23 protein-coding genes are annotated in these 21,977 nt (G+C 68.5%); 16 read left to right on the top strand and 7 right to left on the bottom strand.

Going from position 1 to position 21,977, the window contains the following annotated elements:
- Position 1 precedes the first annotated feature (1 nt).
- Genes JOD27_RS32300 through JOD27_RS32290 form a run of 3 tightly spaced genes read right to left on the bottom strand, consistent with a single transcriptional unit; the run spans position 2 to position 1,957 of the window.
- The gene (locus JOD27_RS32300) at positions 2–415 is read right to left on the bottom strand and encodes a GNAT family N-acetyltransferase (RefSeq protein WP_204766082.1); all 414 of its coding nucleotides are present in this window, start codon (positions 413–415) and stop codon (positions 2–4) included.
- A 53-nt stretch (positions 416–468) separates the two neighbouring features.
- Positions 469–1,332: a 3-hydroxybutyryl-CoA dehydrogenase gene (locus tag JOD27_RS32295; protein ID WP_204766081.1), complete on the bottom strand. Its 864-nt coding sequence runs from the start codon at positions 1,330–1,332 to the stop codon at positions 469–471.
- 37 nt (positions 1,333–1,369) lie between these two features.
- Complete coding sequence (locus tag JOD27_RS32290; protein WP_204766080.1) at positions 1,370–1,957, bottom strand: TetR family transcriptional regulator; 588 nt, start codon at positions 1,955–1,957, stop codon at positions 1,370–1,372.
- A gap of 97 nt (positions 1,958–2,054) precedes the next feature.
- Between JOD27_RS32290 and JOD27_RS32285 the strand changes: the two genes are divergently transcribed.
- A complete protein-coding gene (locus JOD27_RS32285) occupies positions 2,055–2,813 on the top strand; it encodes a dienelactone hydrolase family protein (protein WP_204766079.1) in 759 nt (252 codons plus the stop codon).
- A gap of 44 nt (positions 2,814–2,857) precedes the next feature.
- Here JOD27_RS32285 and JOD27_RS32280 read toward each other — a convergent pair whose 3' ends face one another.
- Entirely contained in the window at positions 2,858–4,396 is a 1,539-nt protein-coding gene (locus tag JOD27_RS32280; RefSeq protein WP_204766078.1) for an amino acid permease, read from the bottom strand.
- A 124-nt stretch (positions 4,397–4,520) separates the two neighbouring features.
- Here JOD27_RS32280 and JOD27_RS32275 point away from each other — a divergent pair, with 124 nt between their 5' ends.
- The 6 genes from JOD27_RS32275 (at position 4,521) to JOD27_RS32250 (ending at position 11,228) form a co-directional block, all read left to right on the top strand.
- Entirely contained in the window at positions 4,521–5,861 is a 1,341-nt protein-coding gene (locus JOD27_RS32275; RefSeq protein ID WP_204766077.1) for a glutamine synthetase family protein, read from the top strand.
- Positions 5,848–6,540, top strand: coding sequence for a gamma-glutamyl-gamma-aminobutyrate hydrolase family protein (locus JOD27_RS32270; RefSeq protein ID WP_204766076.1), 693 nt, complete (start codon positions 5,848–5,850; stop codon positions 6,538–6,540). The genes JOD27_RS32275 and JOD27_RS32270 overlap by 14 nt, the downstream gene beginning before the upstream one ends.
- Positions 6,537–7,889, top strand: coding sequence for an aldehyde dehydrogenase family protein (locus JOD27_RS32265; RefSeq protein ID WP_204766075.1), 1,353 nt, complete (start codon positions 6,537–6,539; stop codon positions 7,887–7,889). The genes JOD27_RS32270 and JOD27_RS32265 overlap by 4 nt, the downstream gene beginning before the upstream one ends.
- A 35-nt stretch (positions 7,890–7,924) precedes the next feature.
- The gene (locus JOD27_RS32260) at positions 7,925–8,692 is read left to right on the top strand and encodes a 3-oxoacyl-ACP reductase (RefSeq protein ID WP_204766074.1); all 768 of its coding nucleotides are present in this window, start codon (positions 7,925–7,927) and stop codon (positions 8,690–8,692) included.
- Between the two features lie 2 nt (positions 8,693–8,694).
- Positions 8,695–9,393 carry a FadR/GntR family transcriptional regulator gene (locus JOD27_RS32255; RefSeq protein ID WP_372441765.1) on the top strand — a complete coding sequence of 233 codons (699 nt, stop codon included), beginning with the start codon at positions 8,695–8,697 and terminating at the stop codon, positions 9,391–9,393.
- 185 nt (positions 9,394–9,578) lie between these two features.
- Positions 9,579–11,228, top strand: a complete 1,650-nt coding sequence (locus JOD27_RS32250) for an AMP-binding protein (protein WP_204766073.1) — start codon at positions 9,579–9,581, stop codon at positions 11,226–11,228.
- Positions 11,229–11,362: 134 nt separating this feature from the next.
- Here the strand turns inward: JOD27_RS32250 and JOD27_RS32245 are convergent, their stop codons facing one another.
- Together JOD27_RS32245 and JOD27_RS32240 are read right to left on the bottom strand one after the other, a co-directional pair.
- Complete coding sequence (locus tag JOD27_RS32245) at positions 11,363–11,833, bottom strand: hypothetical protein (protein WP_204766164.1); 471 nt, start codon at positions 11,831–11,833, stop codon at positions 11,363–11,365.
- Entirely contained in the window at positions 11,830–12,144 is a 315-nt protein-coding gene (locus JOD27_RS32240) for a hypothetical protein (RefSeq protein ID WP_204766072.1), read from the bottom strand. Before JOD27_RS32240 ends, JOD27_RS32245 begins: the two co-directional genes overlap by 4 nt.
- A gap of 158 nt (positions 12,145–12,302) precedes the next feature.
- On the opposite strand from JOD27_RS32240, the gene JOD27_RS32235 reads away from it, so the two are divergent.
- From JOD27_RS32235 to JOD27_RS32195, 9 genes are all read left to right on the top strand, one after another.
- The gene (locus JOD27_RS32235; RefSeq protein ID WP_204766071.1) at positions 12,303–12,794 is read left to right on the top strand and encodes a GNAT family N-acetyltransferase; all 492 of its coding nucleotides are present in this window, start codon (positions 12,303–12,305) and stop codon (positions 12,792–12,794) included.
- A 92-nt stretch (positions 12,795–12,886) separates the two neighbouring features.
- Positions 12,887–14,908, top strand: coding sequence for a threonine--tRNA ligase (thrS, locus tag JOD27_RS32230; RefSeq protein ID WP_204766158.1), 2,022 nt, complete (start codon positions 12,887–12,889; stop codon positions 14,906–14,908).
- Entirely contained in the window at positions 14,905–15,453 is a 549-nt protein-coding gene (locus tag JOD27_RS32225) for an HIT family protein (protein WP_204766070.1), read from the top strand. The genes thrS and JOD27_RS32225 overlap by 4 nt, the downstream gene beginning before the upstream one ends.
- A gap of 305 nt (positions 15,454–15,758) precedes the next feature.
- Positions 15,759–16,598 carry a helix-turn-helix domain-containing protein gene (locus JOD27_RS32220; protein WP_204766069.1) on the top strand — a complete coding sequence of 280 codons (840 nt, stop codon included), beginning with the start codon at positions 15,759–15,761 and terminating at the stop codon, positions 16,596–16,598.
- A 174-nt stretch (positions 16,599–16,772) separates the two neighbouring features.
- The gene (pgsA, locus tag JOD27_RS32215; protein ID WP_204766068.1) at positions 16,773–17,375 is read left to right on the top strand and encodes a phosphatidylinositol phosphate synthase; all 603 of its coding nucleotides are present in this window, start codon (positions 16,773–16,775) and stop codon (positions 17,373–17,375) included.
- Complete coding sequence (locus JOD27_RS32210) at positions 17,372–18,274, top strand: phosphatidylinositol mannoside acyltransferase (protein WP_204766067.1); 903 nt, start codon at positions 17,372–17,374, stop codon at positions 18,272–18,274. Before pgsA ends, JOD27_RS32210 begins: the two co-directional genes overlap by 4 nt.
- On the top strand, positions 18,271–19,383 hold the full coding sequence (locus tag JOD27_RS32205; RefSeq protein ID WP_204766066.1) for a glycosyltransferase family 4 protein: 1,113 nt from the start codon (positions 18,271–18,273) through the stop codon (positions 19,381–19,383). Before JOD27_RS32210 ends, JOD27_RS32205 begins: the two co-directional genes overlap by 4 nt.
- Before the next feature lie 43 nt (positions 19,384–19,426).
- Positions 19,427–20,377: an NUDIX hydrolase gene (locus tag JOD27_RS32200; protein ID WP_204766065.1), complete on the top strand. Its 951-nt coding sequence runs from the start codon at positions 19,427–19,429 to the stop codon at positions 20,375–20,377.
- 125 nt (positions 20,378–20,502) lie between these two features.
- Complete coding sequence (locus JOD27_RS32195) at positions 20,503–20,925, top strand: hypothetical protein (protein WP_204766064.1); 423 nt, start codon at positions 20,503–20,505, stop codon at positions 20,923–20,925.
- A 52-nt stretch (positions 20,926–20,977) separates the two neighbouring features.
- On the opposite strand, the gene JOD27_RS32190 is transcribed toward JOD27_RS32195, so the two are convergent.
- Entirely contained in the window at positions 20,978–21,970 is a 993-nt protein-coding gene (locus JOD27_RS32190) for a TIGR03842 family LLM class F420-dependent oxidoreductase (RefSeq protein ID WP_204766063.1), read from the bottom strand.
- Positions 21,971–21,977 lie beyond the last annotated feature (7 nt).

Below are 21,977 nucleotides of genomic sequence, written 5' to 3'. Positions count from 1 at the left end.
GCTAGATCCTCTTCCGCATGGCGTCGTCCCCGACGACGTTCAGTCCCAGCGCCGTCTTGCCCTCGCGGGCGATGAGTGCCTCGACAGCCGCGAGGATGGCGGATCCGTAGCCGCGACGCCGGTGTGCGGGAAGGGCGTTGATGTCGTACCGCCAGGCGGAGCCCGACGCCTGACCCGGATCCGGGCCTACCCGGACGGTGCCCACTGCCTCGGCGGACTCCTCCTCGGCGGTCAGCAGATGATGACCGGCCGTGTCGAGGCCGTCAGGCAGAAACCTCGAGGCGCCGCTCCGATCGCGTTCCCACGCGACTTCTTCCGGCATCACCCTGCTGAGCACGCGCACCGACTCGGCCTCGCGGTGCTCGGCCGCGGACCGGTACCCGGCCGCCGTCATCCTCCGCAGCTGCATTGCCATGCCCCCAGCAACCTGAAGCGCGTCCGCACCGGGCGGGCGCGCTTCAGGTCAGTTCACTTGGCGTAGTTGTGGAAACCGCGGCCCGACTTCTTGCCGAGCAGGCCCGCGTCCACCATGCGCAGCAGCAACGGCGGCGGCGAGTACAGCGGCTCCTTGAACTCGTCGTACATCGACTCGGCGATGGCCTTCGTGGTGTCGAGGCCGATCAGGTCGGTGAGGCGCAGCGGGCCCATCGGGTGGGCGCAGCCGAGCACCATGCCGTTGTCGATGTCGTCGGCGGAGGCGAAACCGGACTCCAGCATGCGGATCGCGGAGAGCAGGTACGGGATCAGCAGCGCGTTGACCACGAAGCCCGCGCGGTCCTGCGAGCGGATGACCTCCTTGCCCAGCACACCGCGCACGAACGCCTCGGCGCGGACCTGGGTGGTGGCGCCGGTCAGCAGGGACGGCACGATCTCGACGAGCTTCAGCACGGGCACCGGGTTGAAGAAGTGCACGCCGATGACCTGCTCGGGGCGGCCGGTGGCCATGCCCAGCTTCATGATCGGGATGGACGACGTGTTGGACGCGAAGATGGCGTCCTCGTCCTTCACGACCTTGTCGAGCGTGGCGAAGACCTCGGTCTTGATCTGCTCGTTCTCGGCGACGGCCTCGACCACGAACTGCCGGTCGGCGAACTCGCCGATGTCGGTCGTGAACCGGATGCGGCCCAGAGCGGCATCCCGGTCGGCTTCACTGAGTTTGCCCGCCTTCACGCCCCTGGCGAGCGACGAGGCGATCCGCCCCTGCGCTGCCTCGGCCGCGCTCGCGTTGACCTCGGCGACGATGACGTCGAGGCCGGCACGGGCGCTCACCTCGGCGATTCCGGAGCCCATGAGCCCGGAACCGACGACTCCCACACGTTGAATGTCACTCACAACGGTCGATCCTGCCACGACCGGCTCGATCGCGGCCTCAGCGCGGTGCGAGGGCGGCGAAGGCCTCGTCGAGGAGCTCGATGAGGTCGAGGCCGCCGTCGGAGTCGACCCAGTGGTCGACACCGACGCTGAAGCAGTCCAGCGCGGCCGACGCGCGGACCCAGTGGGCGACGGACGGGGTGCCGGTGCCCGCGCGTTCGGCGAGCGCTTGGGCGAGGGCAGGACGCCAGGCGTGCATCTTCTCCAGCTGGCGGGCGCGCAGGGCCGGGGTGCCGCGGACCAGCCGGGCGACGGCGAGGGCCTCGTCCGGGGCGTCGGCGTAGGACGCGATGGCGTGGTCCATGGCGTGGCGCAGCGCGGTCCAGTCGTCCTCGTCGGCGGGGCGGGCGCGCAGGGCGGCGGCGACGCGTTCGCTCTTGCTCTCGAACGCGCTGAGGACGGCGTCCTCCTTGGTGCCGAAGTAGCGCAGGAAGGTGCTGCGTGAGACACCGGCCGCCTCGGCGACGTCGTCGATCGTCACCTTGTCGAAGCCCTTGCGGCGGAACAGGTCGAAGGCCACCAGAGCCAGCTCGGCCCGCACGGCGGCGCGGGCGATGTCCCTCGTGTTCGTTCGTCCTGGTGACACCCGCCGATCATAAACCTTGTTTGCACAAGTGCTACTCGATGGCTAACGTGACACTCGGTATCAGTTTGAGTCCCCAGTCCCTGATCAGAGGCTTTCGATGACCACTGCTGTGCACGGATCGTCCCTCGACATCCCCATGCCGGACGGAACCGCCGACGCCTACCTGACCCATCCCGCCGACTCGGGTCCGCACCCCGGCGTGCTGCTCTACATGGACGCGTTCGGCCTGCGGCCGCACCTGCGGTCCATGGCCGACCGGCTCGCGGCGGCCGGGTACGTGGTCCTGGTGCCCAACGTCCTCTACCGCGCGGGCCGCGCGCCGTTGGTCGAACTGCCCGACTTCATCGATCCGTTCGCGCGTCCGGGGATGTTCGAGGCCATCCGCCCGGCCATGCAGGCGCTGACGCCCGAGCTGGCCATGCGCGACGCCGCCGTCTACCTGGACTGGCTGGCCGCCTCGCCGCTCACCACCGACGGTCCCGCCGGCCTCACCGGGTACTGCATGGGGGCCGGACTCGCGCTGCGGACCGCCGGCACCTACCCGGACCGGGTCGCCGCGGCGGCCGGGTTCCACGGCGCGTACCTCGCGACCGACGCGCCGGACAGCCCGCACCTGCTCGCCGACCGCATCACGGCGGAGCTCTACTTCGGGCACGCGGACAACGACCCGACCAACTCGGCCGAGCAGATCGACAGGCTGGACAAGGCTCTCACCGCGGCGGGAGTGCCGCACCGGAGCGAGACGTACGAGGGTGCCATGCACGGCTTCACCCAGGCCGACACGTCGATGTACGGCGAGGAGGCCTCGGAACGCCACTGGGTGGCGCTGCTGGATCTGTTCGCCCGCAAGCTCTGAGCGCTGTGCCGGGCGCTCCACGACAGAGCGCCCGGCACGAGTCGTCAGATCGAGTCCAGCTCCCGTTCGATCGCCGCCAGTTCCTCCGCCGATCCCTGGACCTTGGGTCCCTTGAACCACTTCCGTGCGGAGACGAGCCACCAGACGCCCGCGAACCCGAGCACCACCAGCACCGCGATCGGCGTGTAGTTGAACGTCTTCGCCGTCACGGGGCTCGCCTGCGGCAGCATGAACAACACCGTGATGAAGACGACCCAGGCCACCGCCACGACGCCGATGGGCTTGCTCCACTTGCCGAGGTGCCACGGTCCGCGTTCGAACCGCTCGCCCTGCAGCAGCCGCAGCAGCGTGGGCAGCACGTAGGCGATGTAGAGGCCGATCACCGCGATCGACGTGACCGCCGCGTACGCCGTCGCGTTCCACAGGTAGGGCAGGCCGAGCACGAACGCGCCGCCCGCGGCCAGCCAGATCGCGTTCGTGGGCGTGCGGGTGCGCTTGTTGATCTTGTGCCAGAACGCCGACGCCGGCAGGGCGCCGTCGCGGGAGAAGGCGTAGATCATGCGCGAGTTCGCGGTGACCGACGACATGCCGCAGAACAGCTGGGCGCCGATCGCGATCAGCAGCAGGAGCTTGCCGCCGGTCGCGCCGAGGGCGTCGATGAAGATCTGGGCCGGTGGCACGCCGGTCGTGCTGGCGAGCGCGCCGTCGTAGTCGCGGATGGCGAACGTGATGCCCACCAGGAGCACCCAGCCCGCGATCAGTGACACGACGATCGACATCACGATGCCGCGCGGGCCGCTGCGGGCCGCGTCGTGCGTCTCCTCGGTCATGTGCGCCGAGGCGTCGTAGCCGGTGAAGGTGTACTGCGCCAGCAACAGGCCGAGCAGGCCGACGTAGAACGCCGACGACCAGCCGGTGTTGTTGACGAAGTGCGTGAAGACGAACGACGCGGACTGGTGCTCGGACGGCAGGAACACCAACGCGCCCACGATCACCAGAACGCCGACGATGTGCCACCAGACGCTGACGTCGTTGAGCAGTGCGACCAGCTTGACGCCGAACGTGTTCAGCAGGCCATGCAGCACCAGCACGATGCCGAAGATCAGGATGGTGTGCTCCGGCGTGGCCGCGTAGCCGAACTGCAGGTCGAGGAACGCGTTGATGAAGAACGCCGCACCGAAGTCGATGCCCGCCGTGACGGCGACCTGGCCGAGGAAGTTGAACCAGCCGGTGAACCACGACCAGGCGGCGCCGTTGCTCGGTGCGAGCTTCGCCGCCCAGTAGTACAACCCGCCCGCGGTCGGGAAGCTGGAGCAGACCTCCGCCATCGCGAGGCCGACGATCAGGGTCATCAGGCCGACGAACGGCCAGCCCCACACGATGAGCGCGGGACCACCGGTGTTCATGCCGAACCCGTAGAGGGTCAGGCATCCGGACAGGATCGAGATGATCGTGAAGGACACGGCGAAGTTGGAGAACCCGGACATGGTCCGGGACAGCTCCTGGGCGTAGCCGAGCTCGTGCAGCCGCTGCTCGTCGGCTGAGCGCCCTGCGGTGGGTGGACTGTCTGCTTCGTGACTCATCGGGGTCCTCCTCATTGGACTCCGTCCAGTCCTTTAGACGGTGGTTGAGGGTGGCGCCTGTCCCTCGTTGGTGTCAAGATGGTGCCGCCAATGGCTCGCAGACATACCTTTGGAGGAACGCGGGATGCTGACCGTCGAGGAGTTGCGCGAGGCCGTGGACACCGGTGAGATCGACACCGTCCTCGTCGCGATCGTGGACATGCAGGGACGGTTGCAGGGCAAGCGGTGCGCGGCGCGGTACTTCCTCGACGAGGTGCTCGGGCACGCCGCGGAGGGCTGCAACTACCTGCTCGCGGTCGACGTCGAGATGAACCCGGTCAGCGGCTACGAGATGTCGTCGTGGGACCGCGGCTACGGCGACTTCGTGATGAAGCCCGACCTCTCCACGCTGCGCCGCGTCCCGTGGCACGAGGGCACCGCGCTCGTCATGTGCGACGTCGTCTGGGAGAACGGCGACCCGGTCGTCGCGTCACCCCGTCAGGTCCTGCGCAAGCAGCTCGACCGGCTGGCCGCGCTCGGGCTGGACGCGTACGTCGGCACCGAGCTCGAGTTCATCGTCTTCGACGACACCTACGAGCAGGCGTTCAACGCCGGCTACCGCAACCTGACGCCGTCGAACCAGTACAACGTCGACTACTCGTTGCTCGGCACCGCGCGCGTGGAGCCGTTGCTGCGGGCGATCCGCAACGGCATGGCGGGCGCGGGCATGACGGTCGAGTCGGCCAAGGGGGAGTGCAACCCCGGTCAGCACGAGATCGCGTTCCGCTACACCACCGCCCTCAAGACCTGCGACAACCACGCGATCTACAAGACCGGGTCGAAGGAGATCGCGGCGCAGCAGGGCAAGTCGCTCACGTTCATGGCCAAGTACAACGAACGTGAGGGCAACTCCTGCCACATCCACCTGTCGGTGCGCTCCACCGACGGCGAGCCGGTGTTCGCCGAGGGCCGCGGCATGTCGAAGATGATGAAGCACTTCCTCGCAGGGCAGCTGGCCGCGCTGCGGGAGTTCACCTACTTCTTCGCGCCGAACATCAACTCCTACAAGCGTTTCGTGAAGGGCTCGTTCGCGCCGACCGCGGTGGCGTGGGGTCGCGACAACCGCACGTGCGCGCTGCGGGTCGTCGGCCACGGGCAGTCGCTGCGGTTCGAGAACCGGGTACCCGGTGGCGACGTCAACCCGTACCTGGCGGTCGCGGCGCTGATCGCGGCCGGTCTGCACGGGGTCGAGAAGGAGCTGGAGCTGGAGGACGAGTTCGTCGGCAACGCCTACGCGTCGGACCGGCCGACCGTGCCGACGACGTTGCGGGAGGCGGCGGACCTGCTGGCGGCCAGCGAGATCGCGCGGGAGGCGTTCGGCAAGGACGTCGTCGACCACTACCTGAACGCGGCGAAGGTCGAGCTCGACGCGTTCGAGGCGGCGATCACGGACTGGGAGAAGGTGCGCGGGTTTGAGCGCCTCTAAGCCACTCATCGGCATCAGCACGTACCTGGAGCGCACGCGTTTCGGGCTCTGGGACGTGGAAGCCGCGGTGCTCCACCGCGGTTACCTCGACTGCGTGGTGAAGGCCGGCGGCAACCCCGTCATGCTGCCGCCGGTCGGTACGTGGACGGCCGAGACCATCGGGTTCCTCGACGGCCTGGTGATCGCGGGAGGCGCGGACATCAACCCCGCCGCCTACGGTGCCGACCCGCACCCGATGACCGGTGAACCGCGCCGCGACCGGGACGACGCGGAGTTCGCTCTGGTGGAAGCCGCGCTGAAGCTCGACCTGCCGGTGCTCGGCGTGTGCCGCGGCATGCAGGTGCTCAACGTGGCGCTCGGCGGCACGCTGCACCAGCACATCGAGGGCCACAACGAGGCGCCCGGCGTCTTCGGGCACACCGACATCACGGTCACGCCCGGCACGCAGCTGCACGCGATCCTGGGCGACCACACCAACGTGCAGTGCCACCACCATCAGTCGCTGGACCGGATCGCCGACGGGCTGCGGGTCACCGCGCTGGCGCCCGACGGCACCGTCGAGGCGGTCGAGATGGAAGGCGCGCGGTTCGTCGTCGGCGTGCAGTCGCACCCCGAACAGGACATCGAAGACCTGAGGCTGTTCGAGGCTCTCGTGGACGTTTCAAGGAGAAGAGCGTGACCTTCGACGTCATCAACCCGGCCACGGAGAAGGTCGTGCGATCGGTACCGCACACCTCTCTGGAGGAGACGGACGCCGCGATCGTCAAGGCGCACAAGGCGTTCGAGACCTGGCGAACCGTCGCACCCGGTGACCGCGCCCGGCTGCTGCGCCGGTTCGCGGAGCTCGTCGACGCGCACAACGAGGAGCTGGCGCGGCTGGAGGTCGAGAACTCCGGGCACACCATCGGCAACGCGCGGTGGGAGGCCGGCAACGTCCGCGACGTGCTGCAGTACTACGCGGGTGCGCCGGAACGGTTGTTCGGCAAGCAGATCCCGGTCCCCGGCGGCCTGGACGTCACGTTCCACGAACCGCTCGGCGTCGTCGGCGTGATCGTGCCGTGGAACTTCCCGATGCCGATCGCGGGCTGGGGCTTCGCACCCGCGCTCGCGGCGGGCAACACCGTCGTGCTGAAGCCGGCCGAGCTGACCCCGCTGACCGCGATCCGGCTCGGCGAGCTTGCGCGTGAGGCGGGCATTCCCGCGGACGTCTTCCAGGTGCTGCCGGGCAAGGGCAGCGTCGTCGGCAACCGGTTCGTCACGCATCCGTTGGTGCGCAAGGTCGTCTTCACCGGTTCCACCGGCGTCGGCAAGCAGATCATGGCGGGCTGCGCGGACCAGGTGAAGCGGGTGACGCTGGAGCTCGGCGGCAAGTCCGCCAACATCGTCTTCGCGGACTCCGACCTGGAGAAGGCGGCCGCGACCGCGCCGTACGGGGTGTTCGACAACGCCGGGCAGGACTGCTGCGCTCGCTCGCGGATCCTCGTGCAGGCGAGCGTCTACGACCGGTTCATGGAGCTGCTGGAGCCCGCGGTCAAGGGCGTGAAGGTCGGCGAGCCCGGCGACGAGGCGACCGAGATGGGGCCGCTCATCTCCGCGTCGCACCTCGGCAAGGTTTCGTCTTACGTACCAGACGACGCCCCCGTCGCGTTCCGCGGTTCGGCGCCGGACGGACCGGGGTTCTGGTTCCCGCCGACCGTCCTCACACCTCCCGCGGACCACCCGACGGTCTACGAGGAGATCTTCGGACCGGTCGTCGTCGTGCTGCCGTTCACCGACGAGGCCGACGCGATCAGGATCGCGAACGACTCCGAGTACGGGCTGTCCGGTTCGATCTGGACCCAGGACGTCGGCAGGGCGATCCGGGTGTCGCGTGCGGTCGAGGCCGGGAATCTGTCTGTGAACTCACATTCTTCTGTCCGCTACTGGACACCGTTCGGTGGTGTGAAACAGTCCGGGCTCGGTCGTGAGCTCGGTCCGGACGCCCTGGACGCCTTCACTGAGGTCAAGAACGTCTTCATCGCAACCTGAGCAACCTGAGCAACGAAGCCCAAGGAGAACAAGAGATGGTGCAGCGACTCGAAGGCCGCGTGGCCGTCGTGACCGGTGGCGGCAGCGGCATCGGACTCGCGACCGTGCGCAGGTTTGCGAGCGAGGGTGCGAAGGTCGTCGTGGCCGATGTCGATCCGAACGCGGGCAAGGCGGCCGCGGACGAGGTGGGCGGATTGTTCGTCCAGGTCGACGTGACCGACGAGGAGCAGGTCAAAGCTCTCTTCCAGACCACTGTGGACACTTACGGCAAGCTGGACATCGCGTTCAACAACGCCGGTATCTCGCCGCCCGACGACGACTCGATCCTGACGACGGGCATCGAGGCATGGGAACGCGTCCAGAAGGTGAACCTGACGTCGGTCTATTTGTGTTGCAAGTACGCCATCCCGCACATGCAGACCAACGGCAAGGGTTCCATCATCAACACCGCGTCGTTCGTGGCGACGATGGGCGCGGCGACGTCGCAGATCTCCTACACGGCGTCGAAGGGCGGCGTGCTCGCGATGTCGCGTGAGCTCGGTGTGCAGTTCGCGCGCGAAGGCATCCGGGTGAATGCGCTTTCCCCCGGGCCGGTCAACACTCTGCTGCTGCGGGAGCTGTTCGCGAAGGACCCGGAGCGGGCCGCACGGCGTCTCGTCCACGTCCCGCTCGGCCGGTTCGCGGAACCCGAGGAAATCGCCGCCGCTGTCGCGTTTCTGGCGTCGGACGACTCCTCGTTCATGACGGCGTCGAACTTCCTCGTGGACGGCGGCATCGCCGGCGCGTACGTGACACCGCTCTAGCCATGATGGAGCACGCGCAGGAGGCGTTGTTCCGCCCGGTGCGGGCGGGCAACGCCTTCGAGGAGACCGTCGAACGGCTCATGCAGGCCATCCGGCTCGGCGTCGTCGCGCCGGGTGAGCGGCTGCCGTCCGAACGGGAACTGGCCACCCGGCTCGGAGTGAGCCGGGTGACCGTGCGTGAGGCCATCAGGTCGTTGCAGGAAAACAACTACGTCGAGTCCCGCAGGGGCCGTTACGGTGGCACGTTCGTCAACGACGTGATCCCGAAGTCCGCGCCCGGCAAGGAGTTCGGCGACATCCAGGACGCGCTGACGTTGCGGAAAGTCCTGGAAACAGGCGCTGCGGAAACCGCAGCGGGCCGTTCACTGGGGTCGGCCGAACGCCGCGGACTGCGCGTTCGGCTGGAGGAGGCCTCGACCGCGACGCTCGCCGAGTACCGGCGCAAGGACTCGCGGCTGCACCTCGCGATCGCCGAGGCGACGGGGTCGGCGTCACTCACCGCTGCCGTCGCGGAGTCCAGGATGCGCGTGAACGAGCTGCTGGACACGATTCCGCTGCTCGAACCGAACCTCGCGCACTCCAACGCGCAGCACGAGCGCATCATCACCTCCATTTTGGACGGAGACCCGCTCGCGGCACGTCAGGCGATGGCGGAACACCTCGACGGCACGGCGTCGTTGCTCCGCGGCTTTTTGGTCTGACCGGTCAGACTCCCGCATCGGGAGCAGTGGAGGACGATGCGGGCGGGAACCGGGTAACGTGAAAACGTTTACAGGTTCGATTGCCCCGTTGTCATGCCAATTCCGCATGGAACAAGGCTTGGCGTAGGGCTTGCGGACAGTTACCGTCCGAATACCTCGGGGACTTGCAGCGCGAGGAGCTGTTGATGCCAGGGTTGCGCAAGGTGTTTCGCGACGCCATGGGCCGGGTGCACTCACTCCGTGTCTTGTCCGAAGCGGGCATGGTGAGTCTCACGAACGTCAAGATGTCCGTGCAGGCGTTGAAGGAAGTGAAGGTCTGGGGGCCGAACGTCACCGCACTGCGCCGTTCGGTGCGGCTGAACCCGGACGGAGTCGCGGTCGTCGACGAACGCGGTTCGGTCACCTACCGGCAGCTCGACCGGCGGTCCACCGCGATCGCGCAGGGCCTGCGCGCGCTGGGGGTGCAGCACACCCACATCGTCGCGCTGATGTGCCGCAATCACCGCGGAATGGTCGAGTCGTTGCTGGCGTGCGCGAAGCTCGGCGTGCGCGTGCTGCTGGTGAACACGGGCTTCGGCGCTCCCGTCGTCCTCGACCTCCTGCAACGCGAACGCGCGTCGCTCGTGATCCACGACGAGGAGTTCACCCCGCTGTTCCACCAGCTGCCGCCGTCGATCCCGCGCTGGCTCGCGTGGTCGCGTGACGGGCTCGACCGTCGCACGCCGACACTCGACCAGCTGGTCGCCAAGGCACCGCGCGGGGAACTGGAACCGCCGCGCGAGCCCGGTGTCGTCATCCAGCTGACGTCCGGAACCACGGGCGTGCCGAAGGGAACGGCCCGCGAGATCAAGTCGGTGCTGACGGCGTCGGACTTCCTCGACCGCATTCCCATGCGGTCCGGTGAATCGACGTTCATCGCCGCGCCGATCTTCCACTCGGTCGGCTACTCGCACCTGACGCTCGCCATGTCGCTCGGCTCGCGCGCGGTGCTGCAGCGCCGGTTCGACCCGCGCAAGACGCTCTGGTCGCTGCAGGGCCAGCGCTGCACGACGATCGTGCTGGTGCCGACGATGCTGCAGCGCATCATGGAGCTCGACCGGTCGGTGATCGACTCGTACGACCTCTCGCACCTGCGGGTGGTGTTCTGCTCGGGCTCGACGCTGTCGACGGACCTCGTGCACCGCACGCAGGCCGTGCTGGGACCGAAGCTCTACAACCTCTACGGCTCAACGGAGGTCGCGGTCGCCACCGTCGCCACCCCGGAAGATCTCGCGGTCGCGCCGTCGAGCGTCGGCAGGCCACCGCACAACTGCATCGTGCGGATCTACGACAAGGACGGCAACCGGATCACCCGCTCGTTCGTGACGGGCCGGATCTTCGTGCGCGGTTCGCTGACCGTCGACCTCTACACGGACGGTTCGGCGAAGGAGAGCATCGAAGGTCTCGTCGCGACCGGCGACCTCGGCCACTTCGACCCGAGTGGACGGCTCTACTTCGACGGCCGCGAGGACGACATGATCGTGTCCGGCGGCGAGAACGTGTACCCGGTCGAGGTGGAGAACCTTCTGATGACGCACTACCGGGTGCGTGACGCGGCGGTCCTCGGCGTGCCGGATCCCGAGTACGGGCAACGGTTGCGCGCGTTCGTGGTGCCGGTGGCGGGGGCGCGGATCGACGTGACGGAGCTGCGCGAGTTCGTGCGGACCAGGTTGGCGCGGCACAAGGTTCCGCGTGAGGTCGTGGTCGTGCCGCAGCTGCCGCGCAACGCGACCGGGAAGGTGCTGCGGCGCCAGCTGCTGGCGATTCGCCTGGGGCCGCAACAGGCTTCGCAGTGAGGCCTTGGGCGGAACGCACGCCGAGGCAGAACGAGGGGGACTGATCCGGCCTCGGCGCGCGTCACTGGTTTGGGGAGCGCACGACCCGCGTCGTCGGGGACTCGGGCAGAACGCGGGTCGTGCGCTCGGTCGGATCACCGCTCGAAGCGGTCGCCGCGGTCGCTGAACGGGCCGCGCTGTTCGAAGCGGTCGCCGCGATGATCACCGCGGTCCGGCCCGCGGTCGTGGACGCGGACGTGGCCGGGTCCTCGGTGGTCGAAGCGGTTGGCCGCGATCGCGCCCACGATGCCGCCGCCGAGGATCAGTCCCAGGAGGCCTGCGGCGACCAGCTGGGTGGCTCGGTGGCCGGCGAAACGCCGGACCCTGCCGGGAGGTGCCGGGGCCGCGGGTGGAGGGACCTGCGCGGCTGCCTGGGGTGCGGCTGGGGCTTGGGGTCCGGCGGCTGCGGGCTGCTCGGCGGCTGGCTGCGGCCCAGGCGTCGCCGACGCGTCGGCGGGCAGCGGGGTCGTTGCCTGCTCAGGTGCAGGCCGGGCTGCCTGCGGTTCGTTTTGGGCCCCATCCCGGGGCGGCTCCTGCGGTGGAGGCGCCTGTCCCTGCTCGCTCATGTCCTCAACGATGCGCCGTTCGGCTGAGGTGAGCCTGACAGCCACCTGTTCGTTTCCTGAAGCCCGCCGGCGTCGCGCGCGGAGTTCAGGATCGGGCGGGAGGCGGCGAAGACGTGTCGCTGGTCCGCGTAGGTCGCGCCGAAGAGGTCGGCGTCGAGCACGCCCGACCACACGAAGTGCAACGTCGTGCGCGTGCCGTCACGAGCGTCGCGACGGGCGTAGTGGTCGCGCAGGTCGGCGTACAGCAGGCGCAGTTCGTCCCGGTTGGACTCGGTGAGGCGAACCGGGCATTCGACCACCAGGTCTGGCATGGGGTGCTCCTAACGGCGGCGGGCCGGGCACACAGACTGCTCGCCCCGCCTGCCGGGGCGCATCCGAAAAACCACTCAGAACGGGCTGCGTATGAACCGCGGGCGGGAAACCGCCTGGTCGTGTTAACCGCTTGCGCCCACCCGGTTCGATAGAAGCCATGGAACTCGTACCGCTCCGCCAGGAGTTCGCTCCGCAGATGCACGCAGGCGGGCCGAACGACGCCGAGGTCAGGAAGCTGACCGGCACGCACGCCACGTTCACGCTGGAGGACTACGAGGCGTACATCGAGCGGACGCTGAACGACCCGAACCGCTACACCCGGGCCGTCACCGAGGACGGGAAGTTCCTCGGGGAGGTCGTGCTCACGATCAACCCGCACAACCGGTCGGCCGGCATGCGGATCTTCCTGCAGGACGGCTTCGGGAAGGGCTACGGCACCGCCGCGATCAAGCACGTCCTGGACCACGCGTTCGGCGAACGCGATCTCCACCGGGTGGACCTGGAGGTGTACGAGTTCAACGAAAGGGCGATCCACGTCTACAAGAAGCTCGGCTTCCGCGAGGAGGGCCGTCTGCGCGACGCCCTGCTCTGGGAAGGCGAGTTCTACGACGCGATCGTCATGTCCATCTTGAGCACCGATAGCATCTGACCTGAAAACCCATTCTTCGAGCCCAGAACCTTCGAACAAGGAGTGCCATCGTGTCCGAGTCGCGCCCAGCAGTCGCCCAGAACCCGCCTCGCGTGGTGGTTCCGGCTGGGACGACGGCGGGCACGGCCGTGCGTGAGGCAGGGCTCCCCGGCAAGGGCTCCGACGCGATCGTCGTCGTGAAGGACGCCGAGGGCCACCTGCGCGACCTGTCGTGGGTCCCGCAGGTCGACGTCGAGGTCGAGGCCGTCGCCGCGGACACCGAGGACGGCCGCAGCGTCATCCGCCACTCCGCCGCGCACGTGCTGGCGCAGGCGGTGCAGCAGCAGTTCCCCGAGGCCAAGCTCGGCATCGGCCCGCCCGTGAAGGACGGCTTCTACTACGACTTCCAGGTCGACAAGCCGTTCACCCCGGAAGACCTGCAGGCGCTCGAGAAGCGCATGAAGCAGATCATCAAGGGGTCGCAGCGGTTCTCCCGCCGCGTGGTCGAGTCGGTCGACGCCGCCAAGCAGGAGCTGGCCAAGGAGCCGTTCAAGCTGGAGCTCGTCGACATCAAAGCGAAGGATGATGGTGACGGCGTCGACTCCTCGGAAATCATGGAGGTCGGCGGCGGCGAGCTGACGATCTACGACAACCTCGACCCGCGCACCGGCGAGCAGGTGTGGGGCGACCTGTGCCGCGGCCCGCACGTGCCGACCACCAAGCACATCCCGGCGTTCAAGCTGACCCGCGTGGCCGCCGCCTACTGGCGCGGCAACGAGAACAACCCGCAGCTGCAGCGCATCTACGGCACCGCGTGGGAGTCCCAGGAGGCGCAGGACGCGTACCTGGAGCGCCTCGCCGAGGCCGAGCGGCGTGACCACCGCAAGCTGGGTGTCGAGCTCGACCTGTTCTCGTTCCCGGACGAGATCGGCTCCGGTCTCGCGGTGTTCCACCCCAAGGGCGGCATCATCCGCAAGGCCATGGAGGACTACTCCCGGCAGCGGCACACCGAGGCGGGCTACGAGTTCGTCTACTCGCCGCACATCACCAAGGGCAACCTGTTCGAGGTCTCCGGTCACCTCGACTGGTACCGCGACGGCATGTACCCGGCGATGCACCTCGACGCCGAGCTCAACGAGGACGGCACGGTCCGCAAGCCAGGCCAGGACTACTACCTCAAGCCGATGAACTGCCCGTTCCACGACCTGATCTTCAAGTCGAGGGGACGTTCGTACCGCGAGCTGCCGCTGCGCATGTTCGAGTTCGGCTCGGTGTACCGCTACGAGAAGTCCGGCGTGGTGCACGGCCTCACCCGAGTGCGCGGCATGACGCAGGACGACGCGCACATCTTCTGCACCCGCGACCAGATCCGCGACGAGCTGAAGTCGCTGCTGACGTTCGTGCTGGACCTGCTGCGCGACTACGGCCTGGACGACTTCTACCTGGAGCTCTCGACCAAGAACCCGGAGAAGTACGTGGGTGCGGACGAGATCTGGGACGAGGCGACCGAGACGCTCGCGTCGGTGGCCGCCGAGTCCGGGCTGGAGCTCGTGCCGGATCCGGGTGGCGCCGCGTTCTACGGCCCGAAGATCTCCGTGCAGTGCCGTGACGCGCTGGGCCGCACCTGGCAGATGTCGACCATCCAGCTCGACTTCAACCTGCCGGAGCGGTTCGAGCTCGAGTACACCGGCCCGGACGGTTCCCGTCAGCGCCCTGTCATGATCCACCGCGCGCTGTTCGGGTCGGTGGAGCGGTTCTTCGGCGTGCTGACCGAGCACTACGCGGGCGCGTTCCCGGCGTGGCTCGCGCCGGTGCAGGTCATGGGCATCCCGGTGACCTCGGAGAACGCCGACCACCTGTTCGCGGTGAAGGACGTGCTCAAGCGCAAGGGCATCCGGGTCGAGGTCGACGCGTCCGACGACCGCATGCAGAAGAAGATCCGCAACCACACCATGCAGAAGGTGCCGTTCATGCTCCTGGCTGGCGCCAAGGACGTGGAGGCCAATGCGGTGTCGTTCCGGTTCCGCGACGGAACGCAGATCAACGGCGTTCCGGTGGAACGGGCCGTCGAGCAGATCGTCGAGTGGGTGCAGCGCCGGGAGAACGCCTCGCCCACGGCGGAACTTCTCTCGTGACGCCTGAGTTTTCCGAACAGGACGGTGTCGGGGTCCACGACGCATTGCAGCGTTTGTGGACCCCGCACCGCTTGTCTTATGTGAAGGGTGAGGGCAAGGCTCTCGGCGACCAGCCGGAAGGCTGCCCGTTCTGCCGCGTTGTCGAGTTGGACGACTCGGCGGGCCTGATCATCGCGCGCGGCGCGGAAGTCTTCGCTGTTTTGAACCTCTACCCGTACAACCCCGGTCATCTGATGGTGTTGCCGTATCGGCACGTACCGGACTACACGGATCTGACGCTGTCGGAGACCGCGGAGTTCGCCGCGTTCACGCAGAAGGCGATGCGGGTCGTACGGCACGTGGCGGCACCGCACGGGTTCAACATCGGCATGAACCAGGGCGACGTGGCAGGGGCCGGAATCGCCGCTCACCTGCATCAGCACGTCGTGCCGCGGTGGGGCGGCGACGCGAACTTCATGCCGGTCATCGGGCACACCAAGGTGTTGCCGCAGTTGCTGGGCGAAACCCGCCAGCTGCTGGCGGAGGGCTGGAAGGCCGTCGACTGAGAACGTCCCCGCTAAACGTCGCGTTTAGCGGGGTTCTCGCGTGCTTGAAACCAGGACCAATTCCTGGACAAAAGAGTGACAAAAACCACCCACGTTGTCCGCACCGGACAATCGGCATGGTTTCCAGGTCGCACGGAATAGCATCGTTGCAACTTTCGGGTGTTTCTTCTCGACCGATCGAGACGTAATGCCAGCACAAAGCGATTCCAGGTAGGTGAGATCACCCACCTGGAGGTGTCAAGGGTGAGTCAAGTCCCCGCCGATGGCCGATCGTCTGATCGTGCACAGATGGTTACGGTGCGAACATGACCGCACCTGAGCGTTCGCGATTAGCGAGAGAACGGCTTTCGCGTGAACTACGCCGGTTGCGCACCGAGGCGAAGATGACCGGCACGGCCACCGCCCGTGCCACCGGGATGAGCCAGTCAAAGCTGTCGAAGATCGAGAACGGCATGCTGCTCCCGTCCGTCACGGACGTGGAGCGTCTCGTCGCCGAACTGGCCGCGTCGAGGGAGACGCGCATCGAACTGGTCGAACTCGCCAGGTCGCTGCACGCGGAGGCGGAAACCCGCCGCGTCGTGCTGCACCGAGGGGCGCACCGCCACCAGCAGACGATCAGCCGCGTGGAGGCCCGCGCTGCGACATCGAGGTTCTTCCAGGTCAACCTGGTCCCCTCGCTGCTGCAGTCCGAGTCCTACCTGCGGATCGTGCTGGGGACGATGCCGCAGTCCGAACAGGAGGCCGCCGTCGCGGCGCTGCGGATCCGGCGCTCGCGCATGGACGACCTCGCGAAGCAGTTCGTGTTCGTGCTGACCGAAAGCGCGCTGCGCTGGCGGATGGGCTCGGCGGAGCTGATGGCGGAACAGGTCGAGCACCTGGCCGCGATCCAGCGCCGCCCGAACGTCCGTCTCGGCGTGGTGCCGTGGTCGGCCGACGCGAACATGGTCGCCCTGCACGGTTTCCACATCTACGACGAGCGCGTTGTCACGGTCAGCGTGCTGACCGGCAACGCCACCATCACCGATCCGCTGGACGTGCGGGAGTACCTCGCGTTGTTCGGCCGGCTGGAGCGGCTGGCGGTGCGGGGGGAGGAGCTTCAGGCGTTGCTGAAACGGATCGCCGAGGACCACCGCAGACTCGGCTAGAGGGGGGCAGGCGGTGTCTGGGGACACTCGTCCGCGATAGTCGCGGCCGAGGAGGCCTCCGAACCGCTCACCCGTGACTCTCCTCGAACGGCGTCTACCAGACACCGCCGTCGTGGGTGCCCGCCTCACCCGCGAGCAGCGCGTTTCGGCAGTCCAGCTAGGCTGCGACACGCCATGCTGAACATCTTCGCTCGCGCGTCCGTCTCGCGCGTCACCGATCCGATCGGGGCGTGGCTGCTGGCGCGTGGCCTCACTCCCAACGTCGTCACCGTGGTCGGCACGGCCGGCGCCGTCGCGAGCGCGCTGTGGTTCATCCCCCGCGGGCAGCTGTTCCTCGGCTGTGCGCTGGTGACGTTCTTCGTGCTGCTCGACCTGATCGACGGCGCGATGGCGCGTGCCCAGGGGCCCACGAAGTTCGGTGCGGTGCTCGACGCGACCTGCGACCGCATCGCGGACGGGGCCCTGTTCGCCGCCCTCACCTGGTACGCGTTCGCCGGCGGCAACCGGTGGACGGCCGCGGCGGGGTTCATCTGCCTGGTGGCCTCGCAGGTCATCTCGTACGTGAAGGCGCGTGCCGAGGCGTCGGGGCTCAGCGCCGACGGCGGGCTCGCCGAGCGGGCCGAGCGGTTCATCGTCGCCCTCGTCGGCGCCGGTGTGCAGGGGCTCGGTGTGCCGCACCTCATGGATGTCTCGTTGTGGCTGCTCGCGGTCATGACGGTGGCGACGGTGATCCAGCGCGTCCTGGCCGTGGCCAAGTCGGCGCGGGAGGCCGCGTGAACCTCGCGACGCTCGGATACACCGCCGGGTGGCGGCTCATCCGCCTGTTGCCGCAGTCGTGGGCCCGCGCGGTGTTCCGGCTCGGCGCCGACTTCGCGGCGAAGCGCGGCGGTGAGAGTGTCGACCAGCTGCGCAGGAACCTGCGCAGGGTCGTGCCGCAGGCGGGCGAGGACGAGCTGGACGAGCTCGTGCGGGACTCGTTGCGGTCGTACGCGCGGTACTGGTGCGAGGCGTTCCGGCTGCCGTCGATGGACCTCCGCGCCGTCTACGAGAAGTGCGACTCGCAGGTGTCGGGCATGGAGAACCTCGACGCGGCGCTGAAGGAAGGCTCCGGCGCGGTCGTCGCTCTGCCGCACAGCGGTAACTGGGATATCGCGGGCGTCTGGCTCGTCGGCCACTCCGGCACGTTCACGACGGTCGCGGAGCGGTTGAAGCCCGAGTCGCTGTACCGGAAGTTCGTGGAGTTCCGCGAGACTCTGGGGTTCGAGGTGCTTCCGCTCAACGGCGGCGACCGTCCACCTGCGACGGTGCTCGCCGAGCGCCTGCGGGCCAACAAGGTCGTGTGCCTGCTCGCCGACCGCGACCTGACCTCGTCCGGCGTTGCCGTGACGTTCTTCGGCGAGCAGACGCTGATGCCGGCGGGCCCGGCGCATCTGGCCATGACCACGGGGGCCGCGCTCCTGCCGGTCGGCTGCTGGTTCACCGAGGACGGCTGGCACTTCCGCATCCATCCGCCGATCAAGGTCAGCACCGTCCAGGCCGCCACGCAGGCGATCGCGGACGTGTTCGCCGCCGACATCGCCGCCCACCCCGCCGACTGGCACATGCTGCAGAAGCTCTGGCTCGCCGACCTGCCGGAGAGCCGCCGCGCCGCCCTCGCCAGGAGGCTCTCGCGGTGAAGGTGGGGATCGTCTGCCCGTACTCCTTCGACGTGCCAGGGGGAGTGCAGGCCCATGTCGTCGACCTCGCACGCGCCCTGATCTCGCTCGGGCACACCGTGAACGTGCTCGCGCCCGCCGACGACGACCAGTCGCTGCCGGAGTTCGTGACGTCGGCCGGCCGCGCGGTCGGTATCCCGTACAACGGTTCGGTCGCCCGCCTGTCCTTCGGTCCCGTCTCGTACGCGCGGGTCCGCCGCTGGATCGACGAGCACTCCTTCGACGTCCTGCACCTGCACGAGCCCACCGCGCCCTCGTTGTCGATGCTGGCGCTGATGGTCGCCGACGGCCCGATCGTCGCCACCTTCCACACCTCGACGCCGCGCTCCAAGATGCTCTCGGCGTTCCAGGGAGTGCTGCAGCCGTTCCTGGAGAAGGTCACCGCCCGCATCGCCGTCTCCGCGCTGGCCCGCCGGGTGCAGGTCGAGCACCTCGGCGGCGACGCGGTGGAGATCCCCAACGGCGTCGACGTCGAGTTCTTCGCTTCTGCGTCCACTTTGGACGGCTATCCGCGCTCCGGCGGCACCATCGGTTTCGTGGGCCGCTACGACGAGCCGCGCAAGGGGATGCCGATCCTGTGGGAGGCCTTCGGTCTCATCGCCGAGGAGTTCCCCGACCTGCGGCTGCTGGTCGTGGGCCGCGGGGAGTCGTCGTTCGACGGGCCGTTCAGCGATCGCGTCGACCTGCTCGGACAGGTCGACGACGTGGAGAAGGCCAGGATGCTGCGTTCGGTGGACGTCTACGTCGCCCCGAACACCGGCGGCGAGTCCTTCGGCATCATCCTGACCGAGGCCATGTCCGCCGGCACCGCGGTGGTGGCTTCGGATCTGGACGCCTTCCGCCGCGTGCTGGACGACGGCAAGGCCGGTGTCCTCTTCCCGGTCGGCGACGCACACGGCCTGGCCGACGCACTGCGGTCCGTGCTGCGGGATTCCGCTCTGCGCGCCGAGTACGTCGACGCGGCGTCGCAACGCGTGCAGGCCTTCGACTGGTCCGTGGTCGCGAGCCAGGTGCTGCGCGTCTACGAGACTGCCATCGCCGCCGACCCGCGCCGGGTGAGCGAGGCATGACCGCTGTGCGCCGCACCGCTGACCCGCGCGAGGTGAGCCGGTCGTGACGACAGCGCTCGTCGTCGTCCTCGTCGCGTTGCTGCTGGCCGCCTGGATCCTGGCGATCGCCAACCGCCTCGACCGCCTGCACGTCCGCACCGACGCCGCCTGGGCCGCCCTGGACGCCGCCCTGGCCCGCCGCGCCGTCGTGACGCGCGCCCTGCTCGACCCGGCGCTGTCGGCTGCCGCGTCCCGCGCCGAGTCGGCCTCCCGCGCCGAACGCGAGCTCGCCGAGAACGAACTCTCCGGCCTCCTGGCGGCCGTGGACAGGTCTTCGCTGGCCCCGGCACTGGCTTTCGAACTGGCCGACGCCGAGGAACGCGTCGTGCTGGCCCGCCGCGTCCACAACGACGCCGTCCGCGACACCCTCCTGCAACGCCGCCGCCGCATCGTCCGCTGGCTGCGCCTGTCCGGCACCGCACCGCAGCCGTCGTACTTCGAGATCGCCGAGCCCGCCTCGCCCTCCGACGCCGTGATGCTCACGCCCCGCCCGTCCGCACGGGTGGTGCTCACGGACTCCGCGGGCCGCGTGCTGCTGTTCCAGGGCTTCGACCCGGCACGCCCACAGGAGCTCTTCTGGTTCACCGTCGGCGGCGGCGTCGAGGCCGGTGAGGAGCTGCGCGACGCGGCCGTCCGCGAGGCCTTCGAGGAGACCGGCGTGAAGCTCGCGCCGGACGCGCTGGTCGGCCCGATCTGGCGCCGCCGCGCCGTGTTCAGCTTCGACGGCGAGACGTTCGACGCGGAGGAGTGGTTCTTCTACGCGCGCCTCGACGGTGATCTCGCGATCGACACCTCGGGGTTCGACGACGTCGAGGAGACCACCATCTCGGCGCACCGGTGGTGGACCGCGGAGGAGCTGGAGTCCACTGAGGACACCGTGTACCCGGTGCAGCTGGCCGAGCTCATGGCCACGCTCACGTCGGACTGGGACGGTCAGACCCGCACCGTCCGTTGACTCGTCCGTCGAGTGTGGACGACGAAGTTGATCACGATTCGGTCCTGCGTGTTGGATCTTCGTCAACCGCCGTGCATGATCCCTCCGCGTCACCCGAATGGGTGGCACTCGGAAGGAGTAACGGGGTGCGTTTGTTCACCAAGGCGCTGGCCATGCTGGCGACCGTCGTCGCGGTTGTCGGTATCGGCACCTCGCCCGCGCTGGCGGCTACCGACTACAGCGTGTACGAGACCAACGACGTCGGCACGAAGCACGCGCACGCCTGGGGCGCGATCAGCTGGACCGGTGCGCGCAGCTTCAACATCGGCACGGCGTATCTGCGCGACCTGGCCTGCGACAACCAGCCGGTGTACTGGTACATCGACGTCGACAACCGCTGGACCGGGACCGAGCGCTTCTGGCACGGCGGCTGCAACACGCAGACGTCCTGGTCGGACGTCCACGCCAGCGACCAGTACAACATCCGGCGGATCGTGATCTGGGTCTGCCGCGACACGTTCATCCCGGAGTGCGACTACAAGGCGTACTCCAACCCGAACGTGTCCTGATGAGGTCGTGAGTGGTTTCCGGTGCCAGGGCGACGGAAACCACTCACGGCGTCTAGACAGCGGGGATGATCGCGGAGCCGTAGGCGTCGCGCGTCTTCTCCTTCTCGTCGTGCATCAGGTACAGCGCGAAGTTGTCGACGCCGATCTCCTTCAGCTCCTGCAGGCGCTCGACGTGCGCGGACTCGGGACCGACCAGGCAGAAGCGGTCCACGATCGCGTCCGGCACGAAGTCGGTCGAGCGGTTGCCCGCCTTGCCGTGGTGGGAGTAGTCGTAGCCCTCCCGGTCCTTGATGTAGTCGGTCAACGCCTTGGGCACGACGCCCGAGTCGCCGTACCGCGACACGAGGTCCGCCACGTGGTTGCCGACCATGCCGCCGAACCAGCGCAACTGATCCCGCTGATGGGGGAGATCAGTTCCGACGTAGGCCGGTGCGGCCACGCACATCGTGATGGACGACGGGTCCCGGCCGGCGGCGGTGGCAGCGTCCCGGACAGAGCCGATGGTCCAGCGGGCGATGTCCGGGTCCGCGGTCTGCAGGATGAAGCCGTCGGCCTGTTCGCCGACCATCTTCAGCGCCTTGGGACCGTAGGCGGCCATCCAGATCTCGAGCTTTCCGTTGCGCACCCACGGGATTCGCACCGGTGTGCCGTGGTGCTCCACCTCGCGGCCCTCGGCCAGTTCCTTGATCACGTGCATCGCGGTGCCCAGCGTCGCGAGCGACGCGGGTTTCTGGCCGATCACGCGGCGGGCCGAGTCGCCCCTGCCGATGCCGCAGACCGTGCGGTTGCCGAACATGTCGTTCAGCGTGGCGAAGAGCGACGCCGTCACCGACCAGTCCCTTGTGGACGGATTGGTGACCATGGGGCCGATGATCAGGTCCCTGGTGGCGGCGAGGACCTGGGAGTAGATGACGAACGGTTCCTGCCACAGCACGCAGGAGTCGAACGTCCAGCCGTAGCGGAAGCCGCAGTCCTCGGCGGCGCGGAGGCCTTCCACCACGTCCCGCGCTGGCGGGTCGGTCTGCAGCACAATGCCGAAGTCCACGATGTTC

The organism is Lentzea nigeriaca, from assembly GCF_016907955.1.
Classification (GTDB): Bacteria; Actinomycetota; Actinomycetes; order Mycobacteriales; family Pseudonocardiaceae; genus Lentzea; species Lentzea nigeriaca.
The sequence above is the reverse complement of the archived record's forward strand: the minus strand, read 5'-3'. Positions and strand labels throughout refer to the sequence as shown.